Below are 14,882 nucleotides of genomic sequence, written 5' to 3'. Positions count from 1 at the left end.
TTTACTCGCTGCTCATCTCCACGCAACGCACTGAAGATGAGCAATCGACCCAATCAGCAGGCACTAGCGATCCATTCGGCGGCGCGTTCAGCGATCATAATCGTCGCAGCGTTGGTGTTGCCACCGACCAGAGTGGGCATGATCGAGGCGTCGACAACGCGCAAGCCCTCGATACCATGCACGCGCAAGCGGTCGTCGACCACGGCGCTATCATCGTTGCCCATCTTGCAGGTGCCGACCGGGTGGTAAATGGTGTCGGTGCGTTTGCGCAGCACTTCGATCAACTGCTCGTCGCTATACAAGCCGTGGCTGTACATGTCCTTTAGTTTGAAAGGCGCCATGGGCGCTTGTTCGGCGATGGTGCGGGCGATGCGGTAGCCCTTGAGCAGTGTCTGCAAGTCATCGTCGTGGCCCAGCAGGTTGGGATCGATGCGCGGGGGCGCGGCGGGGTTGGCGGAGTTCAGGCCGACGCTGCCGACGCTTTTCGGGCGCAATACACAGACATGGCAGCTCAGGCCGTGGCCCCAGTGCAGCGTGCGATTGTGGTCGTCCACCAAGCTGATGATCGAGTGCAACTGGATGTCCGGGCGGCTCAGTGCGGGATCGGTTTTCAGGAAGGCGCCAGCCTCTGCGCAGTTGCTGGCGAAGGTGCCGGTTTTTTTTCTCGTGTACTCCAACAGCTGTTTGCCCATGTGCAGGCCACCCTTGAGCGAAAAGCCGGGCAGTGTGCTGTCGGGGCTGCGGTAGCACTGCACCACATCGGGATGGTCGCGAAGGTTCTGGCCGACGCCGGGCAGCTCGTGTTGCAGGGCTATGCCATGGGGCTTGAGGTCACCCTGGGCGCCGATCCCCGACAGCATCAGCAGTTGCGGGCTGCCGAATGCGCCGGCGCTGACCAGCACCTCCTTGCGCGCCTGCAACGTCAGGCTTTTGCCTTTGTGCCGCACTTGTACGCCATGGGCCTTTTTGCCTTTGAGCAACACGCGCTCGGCTTGGGCGTCGGTCAATACCGTGAGGTTCTGGCGCTGGTCGCGGATTGGCTTGAGGAAGGCCGTGGCGGTGCTCCAGCGCCGGCCATTGCGGATGGTCACCTCGTAGGGGCCGACACCTTCCTGTTCGATGCCGTTGAAGTCGGGGTTGTAGCGATGCCCGGCGGCGACGGCGGCGGCAATGAAAGCCTCGCTGGCCGGGTGCGACTGGGCTTTACCGACATAGAGTTCACCCGTGCTGCCATGCAGGGCGCTGGCGCCTGCGTGGTGATGTTCACTTTGGCGGAAGTACGGCAAGACGTCGTCGAACGACCAATCCGCATTGCCCAGCGCGGCCCAGTCGTCAAAGTCGGTGCGGTGGCCACGGATGTAGATCATGCCGTTGATCGAGCTGCTGCCGCCCAGGGTCTGGCCCCGTGGCTGGTAGCCGATGCGCCCATTCAATCCCGGCTGCGGCACGGTGTTGAACGCCCAGTTGACATGCCGACTCGGCAGGATGGCCGCGACGCCAAGGGGCGTGTGAATCAGGGGCGACCAGTCTTTCGGTCCGGCCTCAAGCAGGCACACATGGACGTTCGGATTGGCGCTCAGGCGATTGGCCAGGACACAACCGGCAGAGCCGGCACCCACGATGATGTAGTCGAATTCCATTGGTTTTATTCTCGGTTGCGCTACAAAAACGAGCTATGCCGTGCCAGGTCTACGGACAACTCGGGTATGGAATTCTTTACCGATGGGGCGTAGATTTATTGATCTTTCATGACTTATTTTTGATTTTTAACGACTATGACGGCATTGATCCGTACCACTTCACTGACCGGGTTTCGCGAGTTGGCCGAGCAGTTCGGCGGCCAACCGGATGCGCTGCTGCAGCGCTACCGCATAGACCCGCAATGCCTCTTCGAAGAGGACGCCAGGGTGCCCTTGCGCTCACTGGTAGGGTTGCTGGAATGCGCGGCACGAGAACTCAAATGTCCGGACTTCGGCCTGCGCATGGCTGATTATCAGGACCTCGATGTATTGGGGCCCATCGCCTTGATCGCCCGCAGCTCGGCGACGGTCGGGCAGGCTCTGGAGGAGATTGTGCGGTTCATCGGTTTTCACAGCCCGGGTATCGAGCTGGACCTGGATATCAGCGATGCCGGCGCACCGCGGCTGTTGATCGACATTCGCTTGCCGGGGTTATTGCAGCAACGGCAAATGATCGAACTGGCCATGGGCGTGGCGCACAACATCATGAAGCTCCTCTGTGGTCCGAAGTTCGCGGCCCAAGCCATCTTGCTCAGCGGTAGTTCGCCCTTATCGTCGGCGCGCTACCGGCGTTTTTTCAAGACCACTGTCTACAGTGGCCAGGTCTGCAGCACCATGGTGCTGACTGCCCAACAGCTGGAGCATGCCATCGAGCAGCAGGATCCTCTACTGCACCGCACGCTGGTGCAGTACTTCAGTCACTTCAACAGCCAGGCACCGGCGGACCTGGTGGAGCAGGTCGAATGGATGATCGTGCGTACGCTTGCCACCCAGCGCTGTCGGCTGCCGATCATTGCCGAGCAACTGGGCCTGCACGAACGGGTCCTGCAACGGCGCCTGGAGCAGGCGGGGCAGGGGTTCGAGGCGATTCTGGAAAACGTGCGCCGCCAGCGCGCCGACTCTTACCTGGCCGAGCGCAGCATGCCGATGTCTCAGGTGTCGGGTTTGTTGGGGTACAGCGAGCAGAGTGTGTTCAACCGTGCGTGCCGCCGCTGGTTTGCAATGACGCCGCGGGCACGCCGGCGTCAGTTGCTGGAAGCTTAGGTCAGGCCCAGCTCCTTGGCCCGTGCCACCGCCTGGGTGCGCCGCTTGACGCCCAGCTTGGCGTTTACCCGCTGGGCGTGGGTTTTTACGGTGTGCAGTGAAATGAACAACTGTTCGGCGATTTGCTGGTTGGAGTGACCCTGGGCAATCAGTTTCAGCACGTCGAGTTCCCTTCGACTGAGCAGCTCGGAGGGCGTCGTGGCATCGGCGAGAGTTTCCTCGCGCCAGCGTATCAGTGCCGGATTGCGTTTCGCGAAGGCGCGCTCGACGCTGACCAGGCCGATCTGCCGCGCCAAAGCAACGGCGTCCAGCAACATCTGCTTGGCCTGGGCCGGCTTGTTGCTGGCATACAGGCCTTCGGCGAGGGTAAAACTGATTTCGCACGCCAGGGTCCGCCGACCCTCATTGCGGGCGCGCTTGTACAGCTCGGTCAGGCTGGCCAGTGCGTCGTCCACCGCGCCGTTGGCCAGGCGCGCCTGCAGTTGCAGCAGGTGCAGGCGCAGGTGCAGTTCCGGGCTGCCATAGGGTGAAAAGCTCATGACGGATCTTGGCAGGGCCGCCAGTGTCCGCTCGACATGGGCCGCACGCCCCTGTGCCAGCCAGATCCTGGCTTTGGCACGCACCAGCAGGCCTTGGTACATCGACTCGTTGACGTGGTTGTACTGCATTTGGCGTTCGGCGTCGGAGAGGCGCAGGAAGGCTCCATTGAAATCCCCGCGCAGCGCGTCCAGTTCCGCCAGCCCCAGATAGCCCCAGATTGTCGCGCTGTCACCGCATTGCTGACATTCGTGCTGGCCGGCGAGAAAGGCCACTTGCGCCTCGTCATAACGCCCCTGTTGCAGCAACAGTCCGGCCCGACGCAACTGCACACGACCGCGCATCGGGCTGGGTTCGTTACCCCAGGCATCGGTCAGTTCGCTGAACAGGCGATTGAGCAGGGTCTCGGCACGCAACAGTTCGCCACGAATTTCCAGGAGTTTCACGTGCCCCAGCGCCATCACGCTTTCCATCGACAGGCTGCCGTGTTGGCGTGCCTGTTTGATGGCGATGCGGTTGAGTTCCTGTGCATCGTCCAGGCGACCTTCGATCAGGGCTTGTTCCAGGCGCAAGGCGCAACTGAACAGGCGTTGGCTCCAGGCTTTGTCGGGCAACTCGTCGATGGCTTCCTCGAGCAGTTCCCGGGCCTGGTCGGCCGTGCCCAGATGAAAGGCCAGGTTGGCTTTCAGTGCCTTCCACTGGGCGATCAGCTCATGCTGGCTGCGGGCGTTGGGTTGTGGCAGGAAGCGCGCCAATTGTTCGGTGTATTCGGCTGCCTGGTCGAGGCGGCCACTGAGCATCAAGGCCCAGGCACTGAGCAGTAGAAGGCGCGGGGTGCTGGTCAGCAGCTCTTCGGGCAGGTCCTGGCGCCAACTGATCACTTGCGCAAGGCTGCGTCCCTGCAACACAGCGTCACCGGTGAAGCGCTGCAGCAAGTTGGCGGCCATGTCTGTCTGGTCCGCGCGCAAGGCGTACTCCAGGGCCATGCGCACGTTGTTCTGACTGACATACCACTGGCAGGCCTTGCGAAATACCGACTTGATTTTCACCGTCGGCAACTGCGCGGCCAGCACCGCCGCCAGCGCGGGCTGCACCCGCAGCATGGACTCCCGCTGCGGCGACGCTTCGATGAACAGGCCACAGACTTGCAGGTGCGCCAGCAGTCGGGCGCCGTCACCCATGCCCAGCACCTGCTCGCACAGATCCCGGTCGAAGCAGGAAAACTGCGCCAGGGTGAACAGCGCTTCCTGGCATTCCGCTGCGAGCTCATCGAGCACTTCGTACCTGAGGTACTCCATCAGGGTCGGATGTGCCGGGTCGTAGGGCGTCGGCGGTTGCGGCGCCTTGAACTTCAACAGGTGCAGGCGCACACCGCTGCACCAGCCTTGGGACTGCTCCAGCAGCGCGTGGACCTCTGCATCGGGCCAATGCAGTTGATGGTGCTGGAACAAGTCGCAGAGTTCCTGGGCATTGAAGCTCAGCTCGGTATGGCCCAGTTCAAACAGCTCACAGTCGAGCAACAGGCGAGTCAATTGCAACTGCGGACGACGGCGACTGGCGATCCACCAGGCAATGTTCGACGGGCACGACTGCATCAGCTCGCTGACCAGGTCGTCGAGGGCGCTGTCGGGAAAGTGCGGGTAGTCATCGATCATCAACCACAGCGGGCCGATGTGCCGCTCAAGGGCCTGGCGGATACCGGCCAGGTCCGCTTGCACCCTGAGTGCATTGGCCAGGTGATTGAGTAAAGCCTCGGTCGTCAGGGCTTTGCCACGTAGGTTCAGGTACACCAGGCGGGTATCGGCAGGACAGTGTTGCAGGCACTCGGCGAGTAACGCGCTTTTGCCGCTGCCGGGCGGCGCGCACAGCAGGCGCAATTGACAGTCGGCTTCAAGCAGGGCCTTGCTCAGGCGTGGACGCAGGAGATGACCGGGGTTGAGGCGGGGCAGGGCAGTGGCCCCTTGAACGCTGAGTGCAGAGTGAACCATGAACGCGATCGATTTGTTGTTTTAGTGGCGCTTATCCTTACAGAGCCCGGGCGAATGACGCAAATAAACCTGCCCCAACGGATAAAAAAGGCGGCCCGAAGGCCGCCTCAAGGGATGTCGCAGGAAATTGGACTTACCGCAGGATCAGCGCACACCTTCCTGGCGAAGCGCGGCCGGGGTGTAGTTGGATACCATGGTCTTGTAACCGAACTCGACGCTGCGTTTTTCTTCGTTCTTCAAACCCACCACGGAGTAGCGCCCCGCCACCAGGTCGTACAGGGTTTCGGCGGTGTAGCCCGGCACCTGCTTGTTGTAGTACTGCTGGATGTGACCTTCACCGACGCGCCACAGCGCGCCGCGTCCGTCGTAATGGTCAACCTCCGCCAGTTCCCAACTGTCTTCATCGAAGTACATGTGTCGGGTGGCATAGATGTGGCGCTGTCCCGGCTTGAGCGTGGCCACCACCTCCCAGACCCGGTGCAACTCGTAGCGGGTCAGGTCCTGATTGATATGCCCGGCCTTGAGAATGTCGCCGTATTTGAGCGAGGGTGAATCGAGCTTGTAGCTGTTGTACGGAATGTACATTTCCTTCTTGCCCACCAGCTTCCAGTCATAACGATCCGGCGCGCCGTTGAACATGTCGTAGTTGTCCGAGGTGGCCAGGCCGTCGGCGGCCGTGGCCGGGCCGTCGTAGGACACTTGCGGGGCGCGGCGCACCCGACGCTGACCGGCGTTGTAGAGCCATGCCGAGCGCGGCTCCTTGACCTGGTCGATGGTCTCGTGGACCAGCAACACGTTGCCGGCCAGGCGCGCAGGGGCTGTGACGCGCTGGATGAAATAGAACAGGATGTTCTGTGCCGAACTCTTGTTTTCGTCCGCCAGCTCGCTGGGATAAGCCACTTCATCTTCGAAGTGGACCATGCTGAAGTCGCCGTCGGTTTGTGGCTGGACCCGGGTGATCAGGCGTTTGGTATTGCCGCCGCGGTAGCGCGTGCTGTGGTTCCACACCACTTCGATGCCGCTTTTCGGGATCGGGAAGGCGTAGTAGTGACTCTCGGTGAAGCCGGTCAGGCCGTTCCCGCCATCGACGCCCTGGGTATTGACGGCGCTGAGTTTCGCGGCGCTATAGATGGCGTCCGGCACGGCCGCGGTGCGATGGGTCTTGTAGACCGGAATCTTGTAGGTTTGCGGATAGCGCTGGAACATCGCCATTTGCCCGGCGGACAGCTTGTCCTTGTACTGGCTGGCGTTCTGCGCAGTGATGGTGAACAGCGGCTTTTCATCGGCAAAGGGGTCGGCCAAAAAGCCCCTGCTGTCCACGGCACCGGCGTTCACCGGCAGGCCGCCGGTCCAGGCGGGAATGCTGCCGTCGGCGTTGCCATTTTTCTCTGCGCCCAGAGGCGTCAGCTTGCTCCCCAGGGTGGCAGCTTCCTGTGGGCTGACCTGAGCCATAACGCTGCTGGCCAACAGGCTCAATAGCAGGGCGCCCGTGTGTATGACGTGCTTGCGGTTGCTCATTGTTTTTATCCTTATCGAGACGGGTACGAGGCGGCCTGGCAGCCAAGTGCAACGCTACGCAATCGCCGCGCGGGAGGTAACGGGACAAAAGAGTGAATTTGCAAGTCATCCTTTGGTGGGAGTTTTTTGCTGGAAAGGGCCTTGGTCTATCAAGGTCGCAGAGCACGGCCAGAAGGAACGGGAACGGATGTAACGAGTTGTTCCCGTGATGGCCGGAATCCTGTCGAAAGTCATCCTTTTTCAGTATTGGTCGTCGATGTGCTGACGCCTAAGGTAGCGGCCAGCCATCAGCCTCCATTCGCTATCAGGGGTGGGGTGCGCACTTTTCCCGATTCAGGAAGCAGCGATGAACAGCACCTTGCTAAAGTCCTATCGAAAGACCTCACTGGCGCTGGCCATGGCGTTTGCCATGCCGCTGGTGCATGCACAAGAGGCACTGATCCAGCCAAAGCCGGCAACGCCGGCGACCCAGGCGGCGAATGCCAAAGTGCTCGCCGAATTGCCCTTCAGTGACACCTCCGACTTTAGTGATGCCCAGCGCGGGCTAATTGCCAAGCCCGATACCCTGACCATCAGAAACGCCAAGGGCGACGTGGTCTGGGACCTGGAAAGCTACAAGAAGTACATCGGTCTGAGCCAGGCCGCACCGGCGGAAATCAACCCGAGCCTGTACCGCAACGCGCAATTGAACCTGCAATACGGCCTGTTCAAGGTCACCGATCGTATCTACCAGGTGCGCGGTTATGACCTGTCCAACATCACCTTCATCCAGGGTGATACCGGCTGGATCGTGTTCGACCCGCTGATTTCCACGGAAACCGCAAAGGCAGCCCTTGAACTGGCGAACAAGGCCCTGGGCGCACGTCCGGTGGTGGCCGTGGTGTACAGTCACTCGCACCTCGATCACTACGGTGGCGCACGGGGCCTGGCCAGCGATGCGGACTTCGCGTCGGGCAAGATCAAGGTCATTGCGCCGGAAGGTTTCAGCGAGCACGCCGTCAGCGAAAACATCATCGCCGGCAACGCCATGAGTCGCCGTGCCATTTACATGTTTGGCGCGCTGCTGCCCCGCAACGAGCGCGGTGGCGTGACCGGTGGCCTGGGCCAGACCACCTCGACCGGCACCACTTCACTGGTGCAGCCGACACAGTTCGTCAGCAAGACCGGTACGGTGCTGGACATCGACGGTGTGAAAATGGAATTCCAGATGACCCCGGGCACCGAAGCCCCGGCGGAAATGAACACCTGGTTCCCGCAGTTCAAGGCGATGTGGATGGCCGAGAACACCACCAACACCATGCACAACATCCTGACCCTGCGCGGCGCCCAGGTGCGCGATGCGTTGATGTGGTCGCACTATATAAACGAAACCATCAATCATTACGGGGCCAGGGCCGAGGTCAAGTTCCAGAGCCACCATTGGCCGCAGTGGGGCAACGCGAAAATTGTCGACTACTGGAAAAAACAGCGCGACCTCTACAAGTACACCCACGACCAGTCGGTCAACCTGATGAACAAGGGTTACACCGGAGAAGAAATCTCCGAGATGATCAAGCTGCCGCCGGAGCTGGACAAGTTCTGGCCGAACCGAGGCTACTACGGCACCCTCAAGCATAACTCCCGCGCGGTGTACCAGCGGTACATGGGCTGGTATGACGGTAACCCGTCGGACCTCGACAACCTGCCACCCGAAGCGGCGGCGAGAAAGTACATGGACTACATGGGCGGCGAAGCAGCGGTCATGACCAAGGCCAAGGCCGACTTCGACAAAGGTGAATACCGCTGGGTGGCGGAAATCCTTAAGCACGTGGTCTTTGCCGATCCGGCAAACGCGGCGGCCAAGGACCTGTTGGCCGATACGTACGAGCAACTGGGTTATCAGGCAGAAAGTGGCGCGTGGCGCGGCGTCTACCTGCAAGGTGCCTACGAACTGCGCAATGGCGTACCGAGCGCCGGAGGCATCAGCGCCGTTTCGCCGGACGCGATGAAGGCGATGTCCCCGGAATTGCTCTTCGATTACCTGGCGGTGCGCCTGAACGGACCGAAAGCCGCAGGCAAGAAAATCGGCCTGAACCTCGACCTGATTGACCTCCACAAACAATATGGCCTGGCGGTGGAAAATGCCGTGCTCAACTACGGCGAACCACTGGTTGCCGCCGATGTGACATTGAGCCTGAGCAAGGCCACGCTGGCCGCGATCCAGATGAAGAAAGTCACCATCGACGATGCGCTTGCCAGCGGCGATCTGAAACTGCAGGGCAATCGCGAGAAGCTGGATGAGTTTTTGGGGCTGCTCGATACCTTCCCGTTCTGGTTCAACATCGTGACGCCATGAACAGGTCATGTACGCAGACTCCATGTCGCGAAATAGCACTCCACGTGACCGCCTGAACGTTGTCACCATGATCGGTAGAGAACGGCCAGGAGCGGCCGGTGGCACGGTCGTAATGAGATTAGGTAGTGACTACAAAACCAGGGCGATTCACGTTTAAATCGAAATTTCGCAAACCGTGGTCTGCCCCTTATTGGCAGGTGGTAATTTGCTACCTGCGCCCCCCTGTATTCCGGAGGACGCGTTCCAGCCTATTGCGATTCGCCGCCAGCGGTAGTCGTCGTGGTTTTCAAGTATTGATCCAGCGGTATCAGCAGATTTTTGGCGTGGCCTAGCTCATCCGAAAGTGTCTGGGCTGTTGTGATCATGTTGGTGGTTAAACCCCTGGTCGCTGCAATGTTACTTTTGGCTTTGTTTGTAGGCGAGTTGTCCATGGTTGCCGACTGTATAAGCAGAGCCAGGCCGAGATTTTTGTCCACCTTCACGCCATCGCCGCGCATATAGAGCATGCCCAGATTACCGACGGCGAGCGCATCGCCTTGCGCTGCTGCCTTGCGATACCACTGATTGGCCTGCGCAAAGTCCACGGCAGTGCCATGACCGTTTTCATACAGCACACCGAGATTGTATTGCGCGTTGGAGTTGCCTTGCTGCGCAGATTTTTCATACCAACTAATTGCTTGTGTTTCGTCCTTGGCGACCCCGATACCCTGCTCGTACATTAGAGCCACATTGAACTGGCCATCGGCGTTGCCTGTGTCCGCAACGGTGCTAAATTCCTTAAATGCCAGCGGTAAGTCACCGGCTTGATAGGCCGCAACGCCTTCCTCCAAGCCGGCTAGCGCCGGTCCGCTCAGGACGCTGAAGATCGTCACGAGCGCTAGGGCTGTGGTGGGGTGAAGTATTCGATTCATCGAAATCATGTGAAAATCTCTGGTTCGTTGGTGAAGACAGCTGATCTATGATTAGCACATCTAATGACAACCAGAGGCTGACCACGGTTTAGGCTGTTGCGTGGGTAATTGCATTGACTTGACCACCCATTCGCTTCGACCAGTCGTTTGCATCGGATTTGACCCGATCGTCGGACCGTTAAATCCTTGGACACTGCACATTGGCGGCGACGATGTCATGAGCGAATGACTACCAGATATCTTTGCCAAAGCAGGTCTTGTCTTGGGAGACCTGAATCGAGTTTGGTTTCATCGGCATATCTGAATGACTTCTATTGGCCCAGAGTGTGTAAAAACACTTTCCGTATGTTGGATGCCTAAGCCCAGCGCTCTTGGGCGAGGCGATTCCCGAACACTTGCCAAGACCAGCGCCGATAGCGCGTCAGAGCGTTTATGAAGCGCTCTGGCTCCTCTTGGAGCAGTAAAAGCTGCCGCTTTTACGCCGCCATCGCCTTCAGCAAGCCTTCTGTACCGATGATTTTCATAACGCGCTTCAAGTTATAGGCAAGCACATTCAAGCTCATCTCCGCACTCACCCCGTTCAGTTTTCGAGTCAGGAAGTGCGTTGCCCCCATCCATTGCTTGAGCGTCCCGAAGGGATGCTCAACAGTCCGTTTTCGAACCTTCATCATCTCTGGTGCTTGGTTCAACCGATGCTGCATTTCCTCCAGCACAGCTTCATGCTCCCAACGTCTTACTCGACGATTTGTGCTTGGCGTGCACCGGGCTTTCAGCGTGCAACTCTGGCACTTTGAATTCCAGTAGCAGTGCATATACAAGCCTTTCTCAACGCTGGAGAATCGCCAGATCAGTGCCTCTCCCGCCGGGCAGGTGTATTCGTTTTTCGTCGCGTTATACACGAAGGCATCTTTGTTGAATCGGCCATCAGCTTTGGCGCTTGAAGTCATCGGCTTCGGCACGTAGGCGGTGATGCTTGCGTCGTGACAGGCCAGGATTTCTTCGCCTTTGAAGTAGCCTCGGTCGGCAACTACCGACAGCGTTTCTACGCCGATGGCTTCACGAGCCTGCTTCGCCATTGAACTGAGTTGGTCACGGTCAGAACCTCTGTTGGTGACCTCGTGAGCAACGATTAAGTGGTGCTGCGTATCGACAGCCGTCTGCACGTTGTAGCCAACGATCCCGCTCCCGCGCGTCATCATCGAACGGGCATCGGGGTCGATCAGCGAAACCTGTTTATCTGGCGATTCGTTGAGCTGAGACTCAATCCCCTGAAGCTCTTTCATCTGTGCTTTGAGCTTGGCGATTTTATCTTCCAAGCTCACCGTGTCGGGCTTGGAGGCGCTAGGGATCTGTCGATCAGCCGCATCGAGCGAGGCCAAATAACGGCTGATGCTCGCCTCGATTTCTTCCATGCGCCGCTTCAGTTTGGCGCTGGTGAAGTTCCGGTCACGGTTGTTCACCGCCTTGAATTTGCTGCCATCGATAGCGACCAGGTTTTCGCTAAACAACCCCAACTGTTGGCAGAGCAAAATGAACTGGCGGCAGACGCCGCGAATGGCTTTGCTGTTGTCTTTTCGGAAGTTGGCGATGGTCTTGAAGTCGGGCATTAACCGCCCGGTTAACCACATCAGTTCGACGTTGCGCTGAGCCTCTCGCTCAAGGCGTCGGCTGGATTGGATGCGGTTTAGGTAGCCGTAGATATAGATCTTCATCAGGATCGCAGGGTGGTAGGCAGGTCTTCCGGTTTCGGCTGGAATGACACCATCAAAGCCTAGCTTGGCTAAGTCGAGTTCATCGACGAAGACATCGACCACGCGCACCGGATTGGTTTCGCTGACGTAGTCGTCGAGGCTTTCGGGAAGTAAGGTACTTTGACCTCGGTGTTCACCCTGGATAAACCGTTTCATAGGCGACCCTTGCGATGAGATTCTCAGAAATCATAGCAAGGGTTTGTCCGGGCGTTTTTACACACTCTGGGCCGATTTCTGCCCTTCGCGACAGGCAAAGATCGGCCAGAAGCAGACACTCAAAAAGCGTGCTGAACGATCAGGTTCTCATGTCATGAAATCATCCAGCTGTCGTACCATCAGCACATCGACAGAACGGAGGTTGATATGGGAAATGGTCAGGGCAAGCGAGTCGTTATCATTGGTGCAGGCATCGTTGGCGCGTCAATGGCATATCACTTGGCAGCTAAAGGCGCGAATGTCACCTTGGTCGAGGCTGGAGATATAGCTTCGGGAGTGACTGGCGGCTCGTTCGCTTGGCTCAATACCTCACACCCCGAACCTGACCCAATTGCGCAACTGCGCGGTTCTGCCATCAAGGAGTACCACCGACTTGAAACGCAGCTGCCTGGTCTGGAGATACAATGGACAGGTGCCTTGTCTTACAGCGTGACGGCGATTGGAGCCCCCCCGCTCTCAGCTCACCAAGCTTCGGCAAACCTGGTGTCCCGATCGCAGATTCTCAACCTGGAACCAAATCTCAAGAACCCTCCCCAGTCCGCTGTATATGAGGCTGGACAAGGAGCGCTGGACGCAGTGGCGGCTACGCATGCGTTGATCGCAGGTGCCCAGGCGTATGGGGCGAAGATTCTCACTCAGACGCGAATGCTTGGTTTTGTAACCCGCAGTGCAACGGTGACCGGAGTCGAAACGACAATAGGCATCATCGATGCCGATATCGTCGTACTGGCAGCCGGGACAGGCATCACGAAGCTGACAGACATACTTGGAATGTCCCTGCCAATAGAGGCCTCGCCTGCCATTTTCATCCGTTACAAGTCACAACCCAACCTGGTGCACACCCTCATCTCCAGCCCTGAAATGGAGGTGAGGCAAACTTCGGATGGTGCGTTGCTGGCAGCGGAAGATTACCTGGACGACACCATGGAAAATCAGCCGGGAGCGATTGCGCTTCGTACTGCCAGGACAATCCAGAACGATCTCCATGGTGTTGTTTCCATACACCCGGAACGGGTTTGCGTCGGCCTCAGGCCCATGCCTGCCGATGGCATCCCCATCATCGGTTATCTACCAAAAGTGGGCGGTGTCTATGTTTGTGTAATGCACCCTGGCGTTACGTTGGCGGCGGTAGTGGGACGCCTTGCCAGTGAGGAGATCATCGATGACGAAGCGTCCAGCGCCCTTTGCCCATGCCGGCCCGATCGATTCTTCCAAGCGTAGGAGGTCCTCTGGTGAGACAGCAATCGGCCTCATTCGGGTGCCCACCTGCCACTACCCTGCTACCCAAACCATCCACTCAGCAACGCTGCGCCCAACGCGACCAACACGGTATTGAGACAGACCAGCATGAAGCCAAACCTCACCAGTTCGCCTTCCTCCCTGGCCTGGGTTTTGGCAAGTCCCAGGATCAGCATGACAACCGACAGCGAGCCCAGCGCTGCATGCCCTGCCGAGCTGTTCTGGACGGCAGCCAACAATAGGCGAGAGGATTCGGGCAACATCGCGATGGCCGGCATGAAGATCGCATTGCCGCCAACATTCGACCCGGTCATGTAGCCTGACAGCCCGCCAAACATGGCCACCAGCGACGTCGCGGCGGTGGGCGACAGGCCCGCCAGCAGTTGCATCAAACCCGCGAGGAAGCCGGCCTTCACCATCATCTGCGACATCGCGAGAAAGAAGAAAATGGTCAACAATGGCCGCTTCGCCCGCGCCACCAGCGCAGCAGTCATGCTGACGTCGAGTGCTGTCTGGCGTTGTGCGTTGCGCGTGTGAAACCCTAGCCCGATCAGCACCAGAACCAGTGCCAGGCCGGGTGAGGCGAGTGGCTTCCAGGTGACCTGGGCGCCCTGTACAACCCAGTGATCCTGCCAGGAGGTGATCGTCCACACCACCTTCAACGCGACGATGCAGGTAATCAACACCAGATACGGCCATGCCTGACGCGGCCATTGCACCGCACCGCGCTCGCTATCGTTGCGGCGCAGGCGCCACAGCCCGGCAGAGAGTACCGCTGCTGCCGTCACCAGGCCCGCGGCAACGCCGGCCATTTCCGGGCCCAGCCACCGACTGGCACTGTAAAGCACGCCCACAAACAGCAGCCAGAAAGCGCCCAACGCCCTCCATTCCCGCGCGTCACGAACGCCTGCAAGATAAAGCGCGATCGCACTGAGGGCGAAAAAAACCGGTGCGCTGGTCAGTGCCGAGGTCGATGCGAGCGCGGGGGCGTCCAGGTGAACCAACGAAGCACCAATGACAGAGGCCAGGCCCAGCGTTCCCCAGGGCATGATTGCCATGCCGGTCAGTGCGATTCGTAGCGCGATCCGACGTTCGAAGAGACTGAGCAGCAGGGGCACCGTAGCGATCAACGACACGCCGAAACCGGTCATCGCCTCGAGTAACGGTGCCAGTCCAAGGACGATAAACACTAGCTGATCGCCGCGCCCAAGCCCCAGTGACCGCACCCATTGGCTAAGCGCCAGGTTGACGCCCATGCGCTCGATAAAAATCACGAAGACCAGACCTGGAACGATCACGAAAGCCGTACTTGTAAACAGCACGGCCGTATCTTGCGCGGCGGCCACCATACTGCCCAGGCGCCACGCGTCGGCAGCGCCGGCGAGCCAGAGCACCATGACCAATAGAGTGCCTGCAAGGGCGGCGTGAACAGGTGGACGGCGCAGCACGACGAGCATGGCTGTCACCAACAGGACGGGGGAAAGATGGAACAGTGCGAGCATGCCAATAATATCCTGAGTGTGTTCCCGACTAAGGCTGCGTATGCAGACTGCTGGCAAAATAATATTTCTCTTGGCTAGATAAAGGGCCGCAGTTTTCTGATA

At 59.3% G+C, this 14,882-nt stretch carries 9 protein-coding genes; 3 read left to right on the top strand and 6 right to left on the bottom strand.

The window, feature by feature from the left end; translation table 11 throughout:
* Window positions 1–53 precede the first annotated feature (53 nt).
* Complete coding sequence (locus ACNYC6_RS03025; protein ID WP_419711020.1) at window positions 54–1,640, bottom strand: GMC family oxidoreductase; 1,587 nt, start codon at window positions 1,638–1,640, stop codon at window positions 54–56.
* 135 nt (window positions 1,641–1,775) lie between these two features.
* Between ACNYC6_RS03025 and ACNYC6_RS03020 the strand changes: the two genes are divergently transcribed.
* Window positions 1,776–2,783, top strand: a complete 1,008-nt coding sequence (locus ACNYC6_RS03020) for an AraC family transcriptional regulator (RefSeq protein ID WP_419711019.1) — start codon at window positions 1,776–1,778, stop codon at window positions 2,781–2,783.
* On the opposite strand, the gene ACNYC6_RS03015 is transcribed toward ACNYC6_RS03020, so the two are convergent.
* Together ACNYC6_RS03015 and ACNYC6_RS03010 are read right to left on the bottom strand one after the other, a co-directional pair.
* A complete protein-coding gene (locus ACNYC6_RS03015) occupies window positions 2,780–5,308 on the bottom strand; it encodes a LuxR C-terminal-related transcriptional regulator (protein WP_419711018.1) in 2,529 nt (842 codons plus the stop codon). The two genes, ACNYC6_RS03020 and ACNYC6_RS03015, sit on opposite strands and share 4 nt — an antisense overlap.
* Window positions 5,309–5,452: 144 nt before the next feature.
* On the bottom strand, window positions 5,453–6,826 hold the full coding sequence (locus ACNYC6_RS03010) for a DUF1329 domain-containing protein (protein ID WP_419711017.1): 1,374 nt from the start codon (window positions 6,824–6,826) through the stop codon (window positions 5,453–5,455).
* Window positions 6,827–7,172: 346 nt separating this feature from the next.
* On the opposite strand from ACNYC6_RS03010, the gene ACNYC6_RS03005 reads away from it, so the two are divergent.
* Window positions 7,173–9,161: an alkyl/aryl-sulfatase gene (locus ACNYC6_RS03005; RefSeq protein WP_419711016.1), complete on the top strand. Its 1,989-nt coding sequence runs from the start codon at window positions 7,173–7,175 to the stop codon at window positions 9,159–9,161.
* 248 nt (window positions 9,162–9,409) lie between these two features.
* Here ACNYC6_RS03005 and ACNYC6_RS03000 read toward each other — a convergent pair whose 3' ends face one another.
* Window positions 9,410–10,081 (bottom strand): tetratricopeptide repeat protein, encoded by a 672-nt coding sequence (locus tag ACNYC6_RS03000; protein ID WP_419711015.1) that lies wholly within the window; start codon window positions 10,079–10,081, stop codon window positions 9,410–9,412.
* Between the two features lie 467 nt (window positions 10,082–10,548).
* A complete protein-coding gene (locus ACNYC6_RS02995; protein ID WP_419711014.1) occupies window positions 10,549–11,979 on the bottom strand; it encodes an IS1182 family transposase in 1,431 nt (476 codons plus the stop codon).
* Between the two features lie 207 nt (window positions 11,980–12,186).
* Here ACNYC6_RS02995 and ACNYC6_RS02990 point away from each other — a divergent pair, with 207 nt between their 5' ends.
* Window positions 12,187–13,260, top strand: coding sequence for an NAD(P)/FAD-dependent oxidoreductase (locus ACNYC6_RS02990; protein WP_419711013.1), 1,074 nt, complete (start codon window positions 12,187–12,189; stop codon window positions 13,258–13,260).
* A 59-nt stretch (window positions 13,261–13,319) separates the two neighbouring features.
* Here ACNYC6_RS02990 and ACNYC6_RS02985 read toward each other — a convergent pair whose 3' ends face one another.
* Entirely contained in the window at window positions 13,320–14,780 is a 1,461-nt protein-coding gene (locus tag ACNYC6_RS02985; RefSeq protein WP_419711012.1) for a transporter, read from the bottom strand.
* Window positions 14,781–14,882: the final 102 nt, after the last annotated feature.

Origin of the sequence: Pseudomonas sp. NFX224 (genome assembly GCF_048565165.1) — a bacterium.
Classification (GTDB): domain Bacteria; phylum Pseudomonadota; class Gammaproteobacteria; order Pseudomonadales; family Pseudomonadaceae; genus Aquipseudomonas.
Note: the sequence above shows the minus strand (reverse complement) of the source record. Positions and strands in the feature narration are given on the sequence as shown.